Source organism: Nocardia sp. NPDC005998 (assembly GCF_040614395.1).
GTDB lineage: Bacteria > Actinomycetota > Actinomycetes > Mycobacteriales > Mycobacteriaceae > Nocardia.
In genome coordinates this window covers 1-14,853 of sequence record NZ_JBEXUI010000028.1, presented here as the reverse complement: position 1 = coordinate 14,853, position 14,853 = coordinate 1, and the positions used below count along the sequence as shown (strand labels likewise).

Sequence of the window (14,853 nt, the reverse complement as noted above, 5' to 3'; positions counted from 1 at the left end):
GTCGAACCGCGACGGTTGCGGTGTGCACCGCGACGGCGGGCTGAATCAGCCGCCGTAGACCTTCGGGTCGAGGGTGCCGATATAGGGCAGGTCGCGGTAGCGCTCCGCGTAATCGAGGCCGTAGCCGACGACGAATTCATTCGGGATATCGAAGCCGACATGGGCGACGTCCACATGGGTGCGTAGCGCGTCCGGTTTGCGTAGCAGGGTGACGACCTCGAGTGAGGCCGGATTGCGGGTGGACAGATTGCGCTTGAGCCAGGACAGCGTGAGACCGGAGTCGATGATGTCCTCGACGATCAGCACATTGCGGCCCGCGATGTCCTTGTCCAGATCCTTCATGATGCGCACGACGCCGGAGGACGAGGTCGAAGATCCATAAGAGGAGACCGCCATGAATTCCATCTGCGTGGGAATCGGCAATGCCTTGGCAAGGTCGGTCATGAAGAAGATCGCGCCCTTGAGGACGCCGACGAGCAGCAGATCACCCTCGGGGGCATCGGCCGGATAGCGCTTGGCAATGAGTTCGGCCAGCTCCTGGGTCTTGGCCGCAATCTCTTCCTCGGTGATCAGCACCGACGCGATATCGCCCTCGTACACGTCAGTTGGTTTCCCTTCCGGTGTTGTGTCGGCGGCGTTCCAGGGCCCTTCGTGGGCCCGCCCGTCGCCCATCGCCACCCTCAACGGACGGCCTGCGGCCGACTGTACCTGTCTCTCCGGGCCCGTCGTGCGCGCCGCGGGCGTCGCTTCCGGTCGATCCATTATGTGTCATCGGCTCGCATGCAAACGCAAAGTCAGCCTGCCATGTTCGCGCGCCGCGACCAACCTGCTACCCGGCGCTCCGCCGCCGACGGCGACGCCGCCCTGACCGCGCCATGCGGTAATCAATTCGTCAACCGCCTGTAAATGCTTGTTGGTCAGCGCTTTAGCACCACCGACCCGCAGCCATGCACGAATCGCGCGTCGGCGCAATGCCGCGGGGGCAGTGGCGAGTGTCTCGATCGAGAGGGTCGGGCAATCACTGTCCGCGCCGTCATTGTGAGGACCGTCACCCCCGCTCGGCCCGCCCGCACGCACCGGAGCCGCACTCGCGACGTGCAGCAGTTCGTCGGCCAGCGCGTCGAGTACCGCACCGTCGTCACGTAACTGCTCGGCCGTGCGGGCCAGCGCCCCCGCGACCCCGCCGCCGAGTACCTCCTCCAATAACGGCAACACCTCATGGCGCAACCGCACCCTGGTGAATTCCGGCGCCGAATTGTGCGGATCCTCGTGCGGGGTCAACCCGAGATCGGCACACAACTGCCTGGTCACCGCCCGCCGCACCCCGAGCAGCGGCCGCCCCCAAGGCTCCGCGAATGCCGCCATCCCCTGAATCGACCGCCCACCCGAACCCCGCGCGAGTCCGAGCAATACGGTTTCGGCCTGGTCATCGAGGGTGTGCCCGAGCAGGACGGGTAGCCCGCCGCGTGCCGCATCGAGCGCCGCATACCGAGCCCGGCGCGCCGCCGCCTCCAGTCCCCCGGCACTGCCCACTGCAACCGGGAGCACATGTGCCGACCGACATCCGAGCGACAATGCCTTCGCCGCGGCCTCGGCCGCAACCCTGTCCGATCCGGACTGCAGCTGATGATCGACGACGAGCGCGTCAACCGCGGCGGCCTCGACCACCGCAGCGGCGGTCAGCGCCAGCGAATCCGCACCGCCGGACAACGCGACCGCCACGCCCTGCCCCGCGTCCGGCGCATAATCGGCCAGCCACCCCCGCACCGCGCGCCGAACCTCGAGCACCGCCCCGGTCTCGGGCAGCCGCCGCGAACTCCCCGGCGCCCCGCCAGCCGCACGCGTCATACCCGGAGACTACCGCCGAACCGATCGGAGCCTATATACGGCAACCGCCCAGGGGGCGACGACGCGGATCAGGCGAGTACGCGGGTGATCCAGCGTTGGGGGTCTTCGATTTCGTCTGGGCGAGGGAGGGTTTCGGGGTTGGTCCAGACGGTGTTGAACTGGGTCATGCCGACGCGGTCCACCACGGCGTCCACGAATTTCTTGCCGCGGACGTACTGGGCGACCTTCGCGTCCACCCCGAGCAGTGCACGAAGTATCCGCTGCAGCGGGTTGGACGGGCGTTTACGGCGCTTGTCGAAGGCAGCGCGGATGTGTTCGACCGTGGGGATGACGGCCGGGCCGACCGCGTCCATGACGTGGTCCGCATGGCCTTCCAACAGCGTGCCGAGCATCAGCAGCCGGTCCAGCGCCTCGCGCTGCGCCGGAGCTTGGGTGGCCCGCAGCAGCCCGACCACACCGCGCGAATTCGGATCGTCCGCAGCCGTGCCGCGACGACGGTCGCGCACCTCGTCGACGAGTCGGCCGAGCATATCGGCCAGCGGTTCGTCGCCGACCTCGCCGAGGATGTCGACATTGGCGCGCATGTAGTCGGTCAACCACGGCGCGGAGGAGAACTGCACCCGGTGGGTCACCTCGTGCAGGCAGACCCAGAAGCGGAAGTCGGTGGGCGCAACCCCGAGTGCGCGCTCCACGGCCATGATGTTCGGCGCCACCAGCAGCAGCGTCCCATCGGGTCCGGTGAACGGGTCGTACTGGCCGAGGATCGCGGTGGAGAGGAAGGCCAGCATCGCGCCTGCCTGCACACCGGCGGGTTTGCCGGACAGCAGGCCCTTATCCGAGGACTGCGCGCCGGTGCCGGTCAGCTGGGACATGGAGTCGGCCGCGGCGGTGATCCAGCCGGGCCGATCGACGACGCGGGCCGAGGGCACCGGTTTGTTGTCGAGCAGTCCGCTCACCTCACGAACCGGCCCCTCCGCGCGCACCGAGGCATCGGCGAGTTCGCTGACCACCTGTTCGGCCGAATACCGTGAGGTCCGTGGGCCGGACGGCACCAGGGCCGCACCGGTGCGCGCCGCGAGTCGCCAATCGACCGCGCCCGAGAATCCGGAGCGCCTGCGCTCGGCCGGAGCATCCGCACCCGAATCCACGGCGGGCATAACGCCAGGTTTGTCAGTGCCTTCGAACATGGTCAACCACCCGTCACGAGCATCCACAGTTACGCAGCGTGCCAGCGATGGCGTCCAATGCGGGACGACTCAGCTCCGGTGGCCGATCGTTCGACATCAGTGCGAAGGTCAATACCCGCCCGTCGCTGTCCAGCACATAACCGACCAACGTGCTCGCCACCGACAGAGTTCCGGTCTTGGCCCGCACCCAGCCCGCACCACCCCGGTTCTGCGTGACATAACGGCTGATCAGCGACCCGGTCGCACCCGCGATCGGCAGATCGTCGAGCATCGGCGCCAAGGTGACCGCGATCCGATCGGTTTCCGGCCTTGCCATGGTGTTGCTCGGCTGTACGGCATTGGCGCCGCTGGGCTTCGCCGCGGTGGCGATGATCTTGTCGAGCAGTCGCGGTGGCACCCGGTCCTCGGTGGACAGGCCGCTGGCATCGCGCATCGAGAGGCCGGTGATATCGAATCCGGCTTTGCCGAGGGCGGTCTCGAGTGCGGCGACGGCTCCGGTGAACGAGGGCTCATTGCCGCTCGCCACCGCGATCTCGCGGCCGATGGCCTCGGCGAGCACATTGTCGGAGTGGACCATCGTGTCGCGCAGCCGGTCGCGCAGCGGCGCGGACTGGACACTCGCGATTTCCGTGGCATCGGCGGCGGCATTGCCGATCCGCACCTTGGCCGGATCGAGTCCGAGTTCGACGGCCAGGCGCTGGCCGGTGGCCAGGGCCGGAGTCGGGGTGCGCGGTGAGTACTCCACCAGCGGATCGAGGCGGCCGCCGTCGAGCATCACCGGATCCATCGGCGCGATGGAGCCCTCGCCGATATCGACCGGATCCCAGCCGGGAGCCATCGGCGCACCGGCGTATGCGGAGGTGTCGACCACGATGGTGTCGACGGCGTGGCCGGAGGACCTGATCTGCGCCACCAGATCCGACAGCCGCGGCCCGTTCGGGTAGTACCCGTTGCCGTCGGGCTGCGCGGTCAGCGTCGGATCACCACCACCGACCAGCACCAATTCATTGGGCGCCGATCCGGTGACGACGCGGGTGCTCACCCGGTGATCCGACGGCAGCGTGAGCAGGGCGGCCGCGGTGGTGAGAACTTTGGCGGTGGAGGACGGGATCATCGGCTTATCGGGCGTCGCACTCCACAGCACCGTCGCCGAGGCGGCGTCGGTGACCTCACCGGCGAATGCCCCGAGATCGGGATTGGCGACCGCCGGGGCGAGCGCTGCGGCGATACCGGCCGCGGTGGGTGCGGACGCATTCGACGGCGCGGGCGCTACCTGCGGAATCGGCTTTACGGGTGCGGGTGGCGCGGCGATCTTCAGCCCGCCGTGCCGGAATTCCTCGGTCCACGGCTTCAGCGCAATCACTACGCCTGCCACGGCACCGAGCAGCAAAGCCAGCGTGAGCGCGACGCCGATCCAGATATTTCGGCGCCGCTTGGCGGCCAAGCCACCGATATTCCTGCTGCTGCCACCCACCACGTGCCCGCCGTCTCTGTCGTAGTCGTTTCCCGTGACCTCGAACAGTCGCCGGGGCCACCCACCTACCGCACCCAAGTGCCCGCGGACCACACTATCCTCGTTGCGGCACCGTTCCCCCCGAACACCTGTCGAGTCGGCGTTCCAACGACGGCTTGCGACAGTCCATACAGAAGCACCGAGTAAGGAGATGGCGTGGAGTTCGACGTCACCATCGAGATCCCCAAGGGTTCTCGGAACAAGTACGAGGTCGATCACGAGACCGGCCGGGTCCGGCTCGACCGGTTCCTTTACACGTCCATGGTCTACCCGGCCGACTACGGCTACATCGAGAACACCCTCGGTGAGGACGGCGACCCGCTGGACGCGCTGGTCCTGCTGCCGGAGCCGGTATTTCCCGGCTGCCTGATCGAGGTACGCCCGGTCGCCATGTACAAGATGGTCGACGAGAAGGGCGGCGACGATAAGGTCCTGTGCGTGCCCGCGGGCGATAAGCGCTGGGATCACATCCAGGACCTGGCCGATGTGCCGGAGTTCGAACTGGCCGCGATCAAGCACTTCTTCGAGCGCTACAAGGACCTGGAACCGGGCAAGTTCGTCAAGGGCTCGGAGTGGGTCGGTCGCGCCGAGGCCGAAGCCGAGATCGAGGCCTCTTTCAAGCGCCTGCAGGAAAACGGCGGCCACTGAGTCTTATTGGGCGGGTGGACGATTCGCCTGCCCGCCAAGAAGGCGGGAAGTCCTTCGGACTTCCCGCCTTCTTTTCGCTGCAGCAGATATGGCTCGGCAGCGGTCAGTACCCCCACCAGGCCGGTACCCAACGAAAGACGTCGCCGTCGACCGCCACCCGGCCGACCGACGGGAACGACAGGTGCGTGGCCACCAGCGGCTCGCCGGTCGCCGCCAGCTCCCGCAAAAGTTCGACCCGGACGCGGGCCGCCTCCTCGGGATAGTGTTCGAAGCCGTTGAACCAGTCGGGGTGTTCGAACCCGACCGAGAACACCGCGTCGCCAGCGAACGTCAGCCGGTCGCCGCCGGATGCCAGGCGGACCACGCTGTGCCCGGGGGTGTGGCCGCCGGTGCGAGCGACGACCACCCCCGGCGCCACCTCGTACTCCGTCTCGAACGGCCGCAGCTGGCCGCGGTACTCGTCCAAGAACCGCGAGGCGGCGGACCGAAGCACGTCCGGCACCTCCGGCGGCATGGAGGTGTGGGAGAAATCGGGCGACTCCCAGAACTCGGCCTCGGCGGCCGCCAGGTGGACGCGCAGGTCCGGACGCAGCCGGCCCCTCAGCCCGTCGGCGAGCAGCCCGCCAACGTGGTCCATGTGCAAGTGGGTGAGCACCACGTCGGTCACGGACGCGGGAGCGACGCCGGCGTCGTCCAGTCGCTGGGCCAACCGCCCGGCCCGCGAGAAGTCCGGAAACTCCACCCCCAGCCCAGCGTCGATGAGTATGGTCCGGCCGCCGCTACGCACCACGACCACGTTCAGCGGCAACTCGAGCAGGTCCCGCGGCAGGTACATGTCGTCCAGATAGGCCACCCGGACGCCCGGGTCGGCGTTGGTGGACAAAACCTCGGCCGGCAGCGGCAACACCCCATCGCTGATCACCAGCACGTCGATCTCGCCGACCTGCAGCGCGTAGCGCGACTGAGTCAACTCGTCGGGTGCCGGCCTAGCGGGGTGTGCGGTGTTGTCCGAGCTCATGTTCGTCTCCCTCCTGATCAGTTGGTAGGGATCGAGGTTGGCGGCGTGATGTGGCCGCCAACCTGGTTCCTGGCAGGGACACTCTTGGGCGATGCCTGATTTCTCCCGGCGTTGAGAGCGGCGCGTCTGACGGTGAATCCCGGTGGGGGTGGTGGGATTCCGTTGCTCGAGTCCACCCGCAGGATCGACCTCATGACAGGTTTTCCCGAGCATCGAGCTCTTCGACTGAACGAGGTCCTGCAGATCAGCGGTTGCCGAGACCATGTCCTGCCAGGAGTTCGTGCGCCAGTATTGCCGAGTTGTCTGCGTTGGTCATGCCCGGCGCCCACGGCGTGTCGCCGAAGTCGTCGTGTCCGGCGTATCCGCCCTCGGGTAGCGACAAGCAGTGGGGCGCTGCTCGGACCGCTGCTCCCCGCACCGGGCAACACCGGCGGCAAAGATGGCGCGGTGAGAGGCAATCCGCTACCTGGTGCGCGGCGGTATCGCCTGGCAGGCACTGCCCACCGACCTCCCGCCGCCGATGACGGTCTACGACATCTTCTGCCGATTGACCAAAACTGTTGTGTGGCAACGGACTACCGACACCGCGCCCACCGCATCACGCGGATGGGACAACCTGTGGATCAGTGTCGTCACCAATTCGCGGGCAGGTGTCGAACTCGCCATTCCCGGAACCGGGGCATTGTGGCCAGATCGAACAGTGTCCAGAGCGGCTCCACTGTGTCCGGGTGCCTTGGGGCCTGCCCCGGACCATCCGGTGGCGCGAACATGAGTTCGCTTGCCCAGTGCAGCCGTATTGTGCTGTCGGGCCAGAGTTTGAAGACGGTCAGCAGCGGTACCGGGTGACCGTCAGCACCGTCGCCGCCATAATCACGGCGAAAATTGCAGTGCGCCGCCGACAGCAGCCGGGTGTTCCGCCACCCCCTGTCCTGCGCGAACGCCGCTACCCGCTCGATCGGGGCCTTTGCAACGATCGCCAAATTGCCACCCAAATCGTCGAAATGGGGCGTCGTGCCGTCCCACGTGTCGATCAGCGCGGTACACGAGGGGCACGGTCCTTCGGCCGTGGGCAGTTCCGAGAAGATACCGCGCGTCGGTCTGGGGCGATCATCCATGGGGTGGCGCGGGAACATGTAGTGGTAGAGCATCAGCGTGTCGCTATCGCCGAATAGCTCGGACATGCGCACCGTCGTGCCGGCACCGTCGTCGCCGATTCGGTCGAACACATAGTCTTCGGGGACCTCGCCGCCGGGCGGTAATGATCTCCGTTGCGCCACGACGGCCTCCATTTGCCGCCGGAGTTCGATCTCCCGTTCCAGCAGCGCGTCACGCGCTTCGCGATACTCCCGCGACTCGTTTGGAAAAGCTATCGACATACAGACCTCCTCGACCGGTATGTGATCGACCTCACCCTCGTTCGGACCCTACTCGGTCGTGCGGCCGCACCTCACAGCGTTAGGAGCCCTTCGTGCGGCCACGTGCGATGAGGTGCTGCCACCGCAGGTCCTGCCGACTCCAGCGCCGCCCCGAGCCGACAGGCTCGATCAGCCGATCGGAGGTGCGAGGTATTCCAGCGCATAACCATTGCCGGAGGGGGTTACCCGGGCGATGCCGGGTGAGTCGAGGTGGGCTCCGGCTACGAAGTGGTGTGGCTGGGTCAGTTGTTCGAGGAGGGTCGCTCGCGCGGCGCGGGCCTGAGACTGGTTGCCGTCGAACTCCCAGGACACGTTCGGCTGATCGAATTGGAGCGTGGGAACGTGAACGGTGTCGCCCCACACGAGCAGGTGGCCAGTGCCGCTCCTCACGTCGTAGATGGTGTGACCGGGTGTGTGGCCCGGTGTCGGGATCGCGGTGGTCCAGTCATTGATCGCGACCTTCTCCGACACGGGTACCACCCGGTCGCGGATCGGCTCGAGCCGCCCGGTGAACACCGTGGTGTCGCCCGCGCCGATCCACACGCGCTCGAGTTTGCTGAACGCCTCTGAACCGTCCGGCGCAATCAGGCCGCTCACATGGTCTTCATGGTTGTGAGTGATGGCCACATCGGTGACATGCGCGCGGTCGATCCCCGCTTCGTCGAGCGCGTCGTAGATCAATCCCATGGTGGGGTCGTGCCAGACGTTGGACGCGCCGGTGTCGATGAGAACCGACCGAGTGCCGTCGGTGACGAAGAAGGCGTTGACCGACAGCCGCAAGTTGTCGCCGGCCAGCGGCACGGCGGCTGGCAGCTCATCGAGCGTGCGCCCGTCCTCGTCGCGGAGCCGTGTCGGCGGCATGTCGATGTACCCGTCTCGCAACGAGATCACCTGCAGATCGCCGAATTCGAACGTGGCATGGTGCCGGCCACTCGAGATCAAACGCATGGAACCTCCATCGTGTTGGCGCATATCGCGCGTCTCCGATAGAAGAATACATCTTCTTTAGGAGAAATCTACACTGTGGGCAGCAAAGTACTCATCGATCGAGGAGCATGGTGGTCGAGCAAGACGGAAACGCGGCTGAACCACAGCACGGTGACGACCTGGCCGGCGCGTTCGGCGCCAACGTGCGGCGACGCCGCGAGGAGGCGGGCCTGACGCTGGAGCAGCTGTCCACACAGTCGTCGGTCAGCCGGGCGATGCTGTCCAAGGTCGAACGCGGTGAGAAGAGCCCGACGATCGGCGTCGCGTCCAGGATCGCCCACGCGCTCGACGCGTCGCTGTCGGACCTGATCGGTGGGGCAGCTGCCACCGCGTCTGGTGTGGCCGTTGTTATGCGCAAGAAGGATCGCCCCGTTTTCCGTGACCCGGAAACCGGCTTCGAACGGCACATCGTGTCAGCGGCCCCGGGCGCGGGCGGAGCCGAGATGGTCGTCCACTACCTCCCCGCACAGGTCTCTACCGGGCTGCTGCCCGCGTATCCGCCGGGTACGGAGAAACAACTCGTGGTGCTCGAAGGCACCCTCACCGTCGCGATCGGCGGGATCAGCGAGACCCTGAACGCAGGCGACTCCCTGTTCTTCCAGGCCGACGCGGATCACGGCTTCGCCAACCGAACGAACGCTCCCTGCGAATACATCATGGTCATCTTGCGCAGAACCTGAACGGCCGCAGCCATCGCCCAAGGAGCACGACGGAGAGCGCTCGAGTCTCGGCGGTCCGCATCGGCAGGCTGGCTCGAAAGTCTCTGGCCAGCCCGGTAATTCGCCCGACCTCGAGAATTACCCTCTCGCCTGTTTCGAGCGGGTCTGACGCAATTCCTCGCCCAGGGCGGCGACGGCATCGTTGGTCGGCCATTTCGCCGACATCTCGTGGTGGAGGACTCGAATGAATTTGGTCAGCCTGGAACCTGGCGTCGCAACCCCGACTCGCAGTGCGTCCGAGGCTCGTTCAGAGGCGGCTTCGGGTTCCCCGACACCGGCCAGTGCGCAGGCCAACTCTGCGATGTACCAGTTGACGCGAACCGCTGATCGCAGAGCGCTTCCGGCAGCCCGGCCGGGTCGATGCCGTACCCGGCGGCGGGTGCCACCAACCGGACGACGCGTCGAATGGTGCAACGACAGCTGCGCCGATCGGATCGAACGTTCTACACCTGCGCCGGAATATGTAGCTGAGCGGCTGGCGTCTAGCCAGCAACGCCGACGCGTTGACACAGGTCCCGGACGTCGTCGCGCATCCCTGACGGAGGGCGCTTCGCTAGGGCGTGCAGCATCTCGCGGGCGTAGCCGTTGTAGCGGATCGTTTCGGGTGCGGTGCGCTCCGACTTGTCGAGCATGGCGAGGACGGCGGTCGACTCGCCGCGCTGGAAATGGGCGCGGGCTACTTCGATGAAATGACGGCTCCGACGCGGCAGCGAGACTATCCGGTCGGCGTCGAATTCGTTGGCGGAACGCAACGCTTCACCGGGTCGGCCCAGCTCTACACCGAGGGTGGTCGCGTGTGCCGCCATCACCGGCATCGAGAATGAGGTCTGCACGTGCCTATACCCACGGCCTAGCTGGCGGGCAGTCCGGTCGGCGCGTTCCCAATGTTCCCAGGCTTCGCCGTAGCGGCCTCGACGCGCGTGCACGTAGGCGATCTCGGCCTCGAGGGCACCCGCGATACCGCGCCAGTCGTCGGGGGCCTCGTCCCCGTCCAGGTACGGCGAGATTCTATCTATCGCGTTGCGCGCCAACACTATTGCCTCGAACCAGCGGCCCGAGTCCCGCAGTGCCTGCACCATCGCCCATGCGCTACACGCGATGATGTACGGGTCGTCGGCTTCATACGACTCGTTCAGCGCACGGTCGGCAACGAGCCAAACCAGCTCGGGCGCAGGCTGATACGCGACGTAGAAGTCAGCGAGTTGATAGACACCGGCCAATACCCTCCGGGCGGCCCGGCGTTCGTCCCCGGTCGAGCGCGCCGCGCGCTGCGCATCCCTGATCAATCCCGGCAGTAGCGCGCCGAGCTGACTGCGATGATCCGGGCTGGCATGGCGCACACGCCACGCCTGCCGCAGTCGCTCGGCCACGTGCTCGGCGCTTATTGGGCGTTGCGCTGGGCTGAGCCGGAAGTCGGTCAGTGCCGCTTGCACTTCGTTCAGCGCGGAGTGTCGCTCACCAGCGAACACCGATACCGGTACGGCATGGTCGTTGCCGGTCAGCTCGGCCAGGTCTTCGAGCTCGAGTGCTCGCGCGATCCGCAAGAGCATTGGCAGCCGGGGAGTTTGGATGCGACCGTTCTCTACCGCCTTCAGCCACTCGGCCGACCGGCCGACCAGCCCTGACAGTACGGGCCGCGACATACCGATGCGCTCACGCTGCCACTTGATCCGCTCGCCAACTGGCGCGCTGTCGTCAGGGCTGTACATCGCCTCACCCCTTCACCCCGCTGGTTCGAGTGGTTCCAGCGTAACCGGACGTGGGCACATCGGCGGGGGTACGAACCGTACCCGACCACGCAGAAACGGGCACTTAGCGTGCTTCCTGCCCCGCTGCCATGGCCCTCATCGGCACCTCGGCGGCGGGAGCTCACCATTCGGACGATGTAAGGGGGCAGGCGTGAAAGAACCAGCACGACTCGATGACGAGGACGCCCGCAAACTGGCGGTGGCACCTGAGAACAGTCCGCGATATCTCGAACGCGCCGACGGGTCATGGTCTTTCGTTGACGACGAGGGATGGGAAGTCGACCCGGAAATCGTCGACAACCGCAATAGCGTGGCTAGGCGACAGATATTCGTTGTGCCGCAGCCATTGTGCGATTTCGCGGATGTGGAGCTGGCGCATGAGCTGGCGCAGCGGCATCGGGCGTGCCGTATTCATCAGTGCGTGTGGAAAGCAGCGGCGCAGCACACGCTTGTCCTGGCCGGTCGACTGGTTCCGCAGTCGATGACCCCACGTGAACGCGGCGCGGCGCGAGGTATCGACTACCCGCCAACACCGGGGATCGGCACACCGATACACGGCAGCCCCACACTGGGGACATTACGCGAAGTGTTGGACCGGCTCGAGTCGCTGGCGCGGGACTCCGACGATGTGCGAACCCGGTAGCGCACATCCGCGAATGGAGGTACACCGCACCGAGATAGACGGCTGGCTTGCCGAATGGCGGATCGACTGCCACCGCATTCGGATGATTCTGGTATGCAACGGGTCCGAGGAGCCTTTGGTTTCATTCGCCGCAGCATCGGCTCCGGACCTGGTGCAGATGCGCGAGCAATTTCCCGAACTATCGCGGTTGTGGGATGCGATTCGGCACGCGTATTGGACGGAAGTTGCTCCGCCCCCGAGACATCCGCGAGGACGGTCCGTTTAGCTTCGATCCGTGGACGGGCTTTGGTGGTGGAGTCGCGGCCAGGTCGGCCGCGACACCATATGTTGATGGGTTGTTCGCGGGCAGGGGTAGCCGCTGGTCTGCTCAGCTTTTCCACTTCGGTGTCGGTTCGGGCCTCGGTTGGGGCGGGCGGTCAGGCGCAGACCGCTTGTGGTGGCACGTAGCTGATCATGTTGTGCCACAAGGCAAGCCAGGATATGTCGCCCAGGTCCAGTTTGACGGGCAGGTGCGGGACGGGACGGCGTTGCGGGCGCGCGAGCCGGGCGGAAATGTCGACGAGTTTGCGGTGCAAGGTGGCGCCGCCTGCCCGCACTGCCATACCCCAGCAGCCCATCCCCGACTGCTGGGATAGTCTCGGTTCCAGAGGGGGTGCCTTGTGGAAGTTGATCCGGCCAGCCTGCGAGCAGCGGCGACAAAATTGTTCACGGAGTCTGGCAACGTCGAGCAATGGACTCGGCTCGGGGGCGCAAACGTCGTCACCCAGTTGAACGGACTGGGCTGCGCCGCCTTGTTCACCGATGCCGATAACGCCAGCCGCCAGGCCAAGGCGGTACTTCAGGCCAGAATGAAGGAACTCGGAAACCTCCTCAAGATCTCCGCTGCCGAATACACCGACACCGACACCGCGGCTGCCGCCAAATTATCGGCGTTCAGCGATCTGAACTCGGGAAATCCGCATGAGGACCGATAACAGTGAGTCCAACAGGATCAATCCCGACGCGGGATCAGGTGACATCGTGGAACGTGGCATCACTGAAAGATGTGGCCGCCAATGCGGCCAAGATCGGTGACGCCATCGCTCAGGCGTCCACCTCGGTTCACACAACACTCCACGACGACCTCCACTGGTCTGGTGCTGCGAAGAACGCTGCTGAGGACCGAGCCGACCGAGAGCAACGCGAAATGCGAGCCTTGGCGACGGCCTACTACGATCTCGAGAGCGCGTCCGAAAACCTCTACCAGGCAATCGAATACTCGGTCGAGCAGATCAAGCAGCTCATCAAACTGAACGAGGTCGAGCCGGTCGTCATCGGCAACGATCAGGCATGGACCGTCCATGGCATGACCGACGAGAACGAGGCAGCAAACCTCAGCAGCAGCCTCGTCGGCTTCGCCACAACCATCGCCGAGGCCGACGCTCAGTGGAAGCCGAAGATCCAAGAGGCGATCGACGAAATCCGCCAAATGGCGCCCATCGCCAACAACGTTGACATCGGCGTCGGCAGCACTGCCCTGTCTCCGGCAAGAGCCGCAGCAGTCGAGTACGCCGACCGCTGGGCATTGGGTCGCAATCCCGCGTATGAGGACCTGGGTGACGCGGATTGCACCAACTTCGTCTCGCAGTGCCTGCGCGCCGGTGAGTTTCAGGATGAGGGCGACGGCGGCGCCCCACAGATACATCGCGACGACAACGGCCGGTGGTACTACGACGACGACGCTCTCAAAGTCGATAAGTCGTACACGTGGGGTGGCGCGCCCAACCTGCACGAATATCTGCTCAGGGACAATCCGCAACCGGGAACCCCCAGCGGCGCCGAGGTACAAACCGGGGCGATCACCACAACGACTGCTTCCGTCGACCCGTTGGCCCTGAGCAAGGCTGGCTTGAAACCCGGCGACATCGTCCAGTACGAGTTGAACGACGGCGCCAATGCCGGAACCATCAACCACACTGCGATTTACGTCGGTCAGAAGCCGGTGACGATGCCGAACGGCGAGACGGTGATGGCAGATGTCGTCGACTACCATTCGAAAGAGAACAAGCAGGTGCCCTGGTCGCTCCAGCAGGGCAGTGGAAGTTCTTTCCCGCTGACCTATCACATGATCAAGGTGAAGTATCCCGGTGACTGAAGCACGCACGCGCACCAAGAGATGGCTTACAGCCGCGGTTGTGGTGATAGCCGTTCTTGTCGCAGCTCTCGTCGTGGATTGGCTGTTCTTCCTATCCCGCTACGATTCGCTGACCTGGATGCTGACACCGCCCCCGCGCATCGACGACGTCACCTACAGCCGAGTCGATTCCGCGCCCGAGGGCAGCGAGCCGTATCAACGTCTGGTCGAGCGATACGGCGGTCCCCAGCCGTCGGATCGGCGATGGCCGCTGCCTTTCGCCGTGGACCGGTCGGCGCGCGCGTGCGAAGATTCGCCGTGGCTGTTGTTCGTTCACGACTACATCGGCAAGATCCACCTGTACAAGCTCAACTCCGGCTGCGCGTGACCCGGTCAGGAACCACAGGTTCGCTGGTCGACTCATCGAACGGCTGCTGGCCAGCCCGGTAATTCGCTCCAGCGGCAACGTCGACCATATCGGTGCGGGCCGTCCGCCGTGCCTCCACGGCCAGCGCTGAGGCCACCCGAGTTTGCCGAACTCCGAGCGGCAGAACGAGTTTGGAACCAACCTGATCCTCGAGCCGCCGAGTTTCCGACAGCAATTCCGCAAGGTCCTTGGCCAATGTGCGGTCGATATAGCGCCGTTCCGCCAAAGCAGCCGACTCATGTTCGAGCAGTGGAGACTGCTCGTCGGCGGCCGCCACGACGATCAGATTCTCGTAGATGCTCGTGAGCACTCCGTCGGTTTCGAGAACACGGTCGAAGTTGCTCCGCCCCCGAGACATCCGCGAGGACGGTCCGTTAGTGGACGACAGAGCCACCACTGATCACCTCGAGTCTGGGCCGAGGTCGGATATGCGAAAGGGACATCCGGTCGATGCGGACCCCGCTACCGCGACCGAGAACATGTGGCCTCGGCCCAAGACGAGGGGCGGCGAGATCGCCCGCCAGCTGCGCCGGAGTGGCAGCCGTGGTACCTGGACGAGCTTCGCCGCGGGTGTTCACGCCCGCGGC

15 protein-coding genes and 2 pseudogenes are annotated in these 14,853 nt (G+C 65.8%); 7 read left to right on the top strand and 10 right to left on the bottom strand.

Going from position 1 to position 14,853, the window contains the following annotated elements:
- Window positions 1–45: 45 nt before the first annotated feature.
- The 4 genes from hpt to dacB form a co-directional block, all read right to left on the bottom strand.
- Window positions 46–600: a hypoxanthine phosphoribosyltransferase gene (gene hpt, locus ABZ293_RS29335; protein ID WP_354960871.1), complete on the bottom strand. Its 555-nt coding sequence runs from the start codon at window positions 598–600 to the stop codon at window positions 46–48.
- A gap of 168 nt (window positions 601–768) precedes the next feature.
- Window positions 769–1,848, bottom strand: a complete 1,080-nt coding sequence (tilS, locus tag ABZ293_RS29330; protein ID WP_355185870.1) for a tRNA lysidine(34) synthetase TilS — start codon at window positions 1,846–1,848, stop codon at window positions 769–771.
- A 68-nt stretch (window positions 1,849–1,916) separates the two neighbouring features.
- Complete coding sequence (locus ABZ293_RS29325; protein WP_355186018.1) at window positions 1,917–3,005, bottom strand: zinc-dependent metalloprotease; 1,089 nt, start codon at window positions 3,003–3,005, stop codon at window positions 1,917–1,919.
- A 43-nt stretch (window positions 3,006–3,048) separates the two neighbouring features.
- Window positions 3,049–4,488, bottom strand: coding sequence for a D-alanyl-D-alanine carboxypeptidase/D-alanyl-D-alanine-endopeptidase (gene dacB, locus ABZ293_RS29320; RefSeq protein WP_355186016.1), 1,440 nt, complete (start codon window positions 4,486–4,488; stop codon window positions 3,049–3,051).
- Window positions 4,489–4,704: 216 nt separating this feature from the next.
- On the opposite strand from dacB, the gene ABZ293_RS29315 reads away from it, so the two are divergent.
- On the top strand, window positions 4,705–5,196 hold the full coding sequence (locus ABZ293_RS29315; RefSeq protein WP_355185868.1) for an inorganic diphosphatase: 492 nt from the start codon (window positions 4,705–4,707) through the stop codon (window positions 5,194–5,196).
- A gap of 103 nt (window positions 5,197–5,299) precedes the next feature.
- Here ABZ293_RS29315 and ABZ293_RS29310 read toward each other — a convergent pair whose 3' ends face one another.
- Window positions 5,300–6,214 carry an MBL fold metallo-hydrolase gene (locus ABZ293_RS29310; RefSeq protein ID WP_355185866.1) on the bottom strand — a complete coding sequence of 305 codons (915 nt, stop codon included), beginning with the start codon at window positions 6,212–6,214 and terminating at the stop codon, window positions 5,300–5,302.
- Between the two features lie 469 nt (window positions 6,215–6,683).
- Here ABZ293_RS29310 and ABZ293_RS29305 point away from each other — a divergent pair.
- Window positions 6,684–6,731, top strand: a pseudogene (locus ABZ293_RS29305) (hypothetical protein); the annotation flags it as partial.
- Window positions 6,732–6,846: 115 nt separating this feature from the next.
- On the opposite strand, the gene ABZ293_RS29300 reads toward ABZ293_RS29305, so the two are convergent.
- Together ABZ293_RS29300 and ABZ293_RS29295 are read right to left on the bottom strand one after the other, a co-directional pair.
- Window positions 6,847–7,590 carry a DUF899 family protein gene (locus tag ABZ293_RS29300; RefSeq protein ID WP_355185864.1) on the bottom strand — a complete coding sequence of 248 codons (744 nt, stop codon included), beginning with the start codon at window positions 7,588–7,590 and terminating at the stop codon, window positions 6,847–6,849.
- 168 nt (window positions 7,591–7,758) lie between these two features.
- Window positions 7,759–8,430: an MBL fold metallo-hydrolase gene (locus ABZ293_RS29295; RefSeq protein ID WP_355185862.1), complete on the bottom strand. Its 672-nt coding sequence runs from the start codon at window positions 8,428–8,430 to the stop codon at window positions 7,759–7,761.
- 254 nt (window positions 8,431–8,684) lie between these two features.
- Between ABZ293_RS29295 and ABZ293_RS29290 the strand changes: the two genes are divergently transcribed.
- A complete protein-coding gene (locus ABZ293_RS29290) occupies window positions 8,685–9,296 on the top strand; it encodes an XRE family transcriptional regulator (protein WP_355185860.1) in 612 nt (203 codons plus the stop codon).
- Between the two features lie 521 nt (window positions 9,297–9,817).
- Here the strand turns inward: ABZ293_RS29290 and ABZ293_RS29285 are convergent.
- Window positions 9,818–11,044: a helix-turn-helix transcriptional regulator gene (locus tag ABZ293_RS29285; RefSeq protein ID WP_355185858.1), complete on the bottom strand. Its 1,227-nt coding sequence runs from the start codon at window positions 11,042–11,044 to the stop codon at window positions 9,818–9,820.
- Window positions 11,045–11,234: 190 nt separating this feature from the next.
- On the opposite strand from ABZ293_RS29285, the gene ABZ293_RS29280 reads away from it, so the two are divergent.
- Complete coding sequence (locus ABZ293_RS29280) at window positions 11,235–11,726, top strand: hypothetical protein (protein ID WP_355185856.1); 492 nt, start codon at window positions 11,235–11,237, stop codon at window positions 11,724–11,726.
- A 416-nt stretch (window positions 11,727–12,142) separates the two neighbouring features.
- Here ABZ293_RS29280 and ABZ293_RS29275 read toward each other — a convergent pair.
- Window positions 12,143–12,319: pseudogene (locus ABZ293_RS29275) on the bottom strand (IS1380 family transposase); the annotation flags it as partial.
- A 66-nt stretch (window positions 12,320–12,385) separates the two neighbouring features.
- On the opposite strand from ABZ293_RS29275, the gene ABZ293_RS29270 reads away from it, so the two are divergent.
- Genes ABZ293_RS29270 through ABZ293_RS29260 form a run of 3 tightly spaced genes read left to right on the top strand, consistent with a single transcriptional unit; the run spans window position 12,386 to window position 14,227 of the window.
- Window positions 12,386–12,700, top strand: coding sequence for a type VII secretion target (locus ABZ293_RS29270; RefSeq protein WP_355185854.1), 315 nt, complete (start codon window positions 12,386–12,388; stop codon window positions 12,698–12,700).
- Between the two features lie 53 nt (window positions 12,701–12,753).
- The gene (locus ABZ293_RS29265) at window positions 12,754–13,860 is read left to right on the top strand and encodes an amidase domain-containing protein (RefSeq protein WP_355185852.1); all 1,107 of its coding nucleotides are present in this window, start codon (window positions 12,754–12,756) and stop codon (window positions 13,858–13,860) included.
- Window positions 13,853–14,227: a hypothetical protein gene (locus ABZ293_RS29260; protein ID WP_355185850.1), complete on the top strand. Its 375-nt coding sequence runs from the start codon at window positions 13,853–13,855 to the stop codon at window positions 14,225–14,227. Before ABZ293_RS29265 ends, ABZ293_RS29260 begins: the two co-directional genes overlap by 8 nt.
- Here the strand turns inward: ABZ293_RS29260 and ABZ293_RS29255 are convergent.
- Entirely contained in the window at window positions 14,208–14,624 is a 417-nt protein-coding gene (locus ABZ293_RS29255; protein WP_355185848.1) for a hypothetical protein, read from the bottom strand. The two genes, ABZ293_RS29260 and ABZ293_RS29255, sit on opposite strands and share 20 nt — an antisense overlap.
- Window positions 14,625–14,853 lie beyond the last annotated feature (229 nt).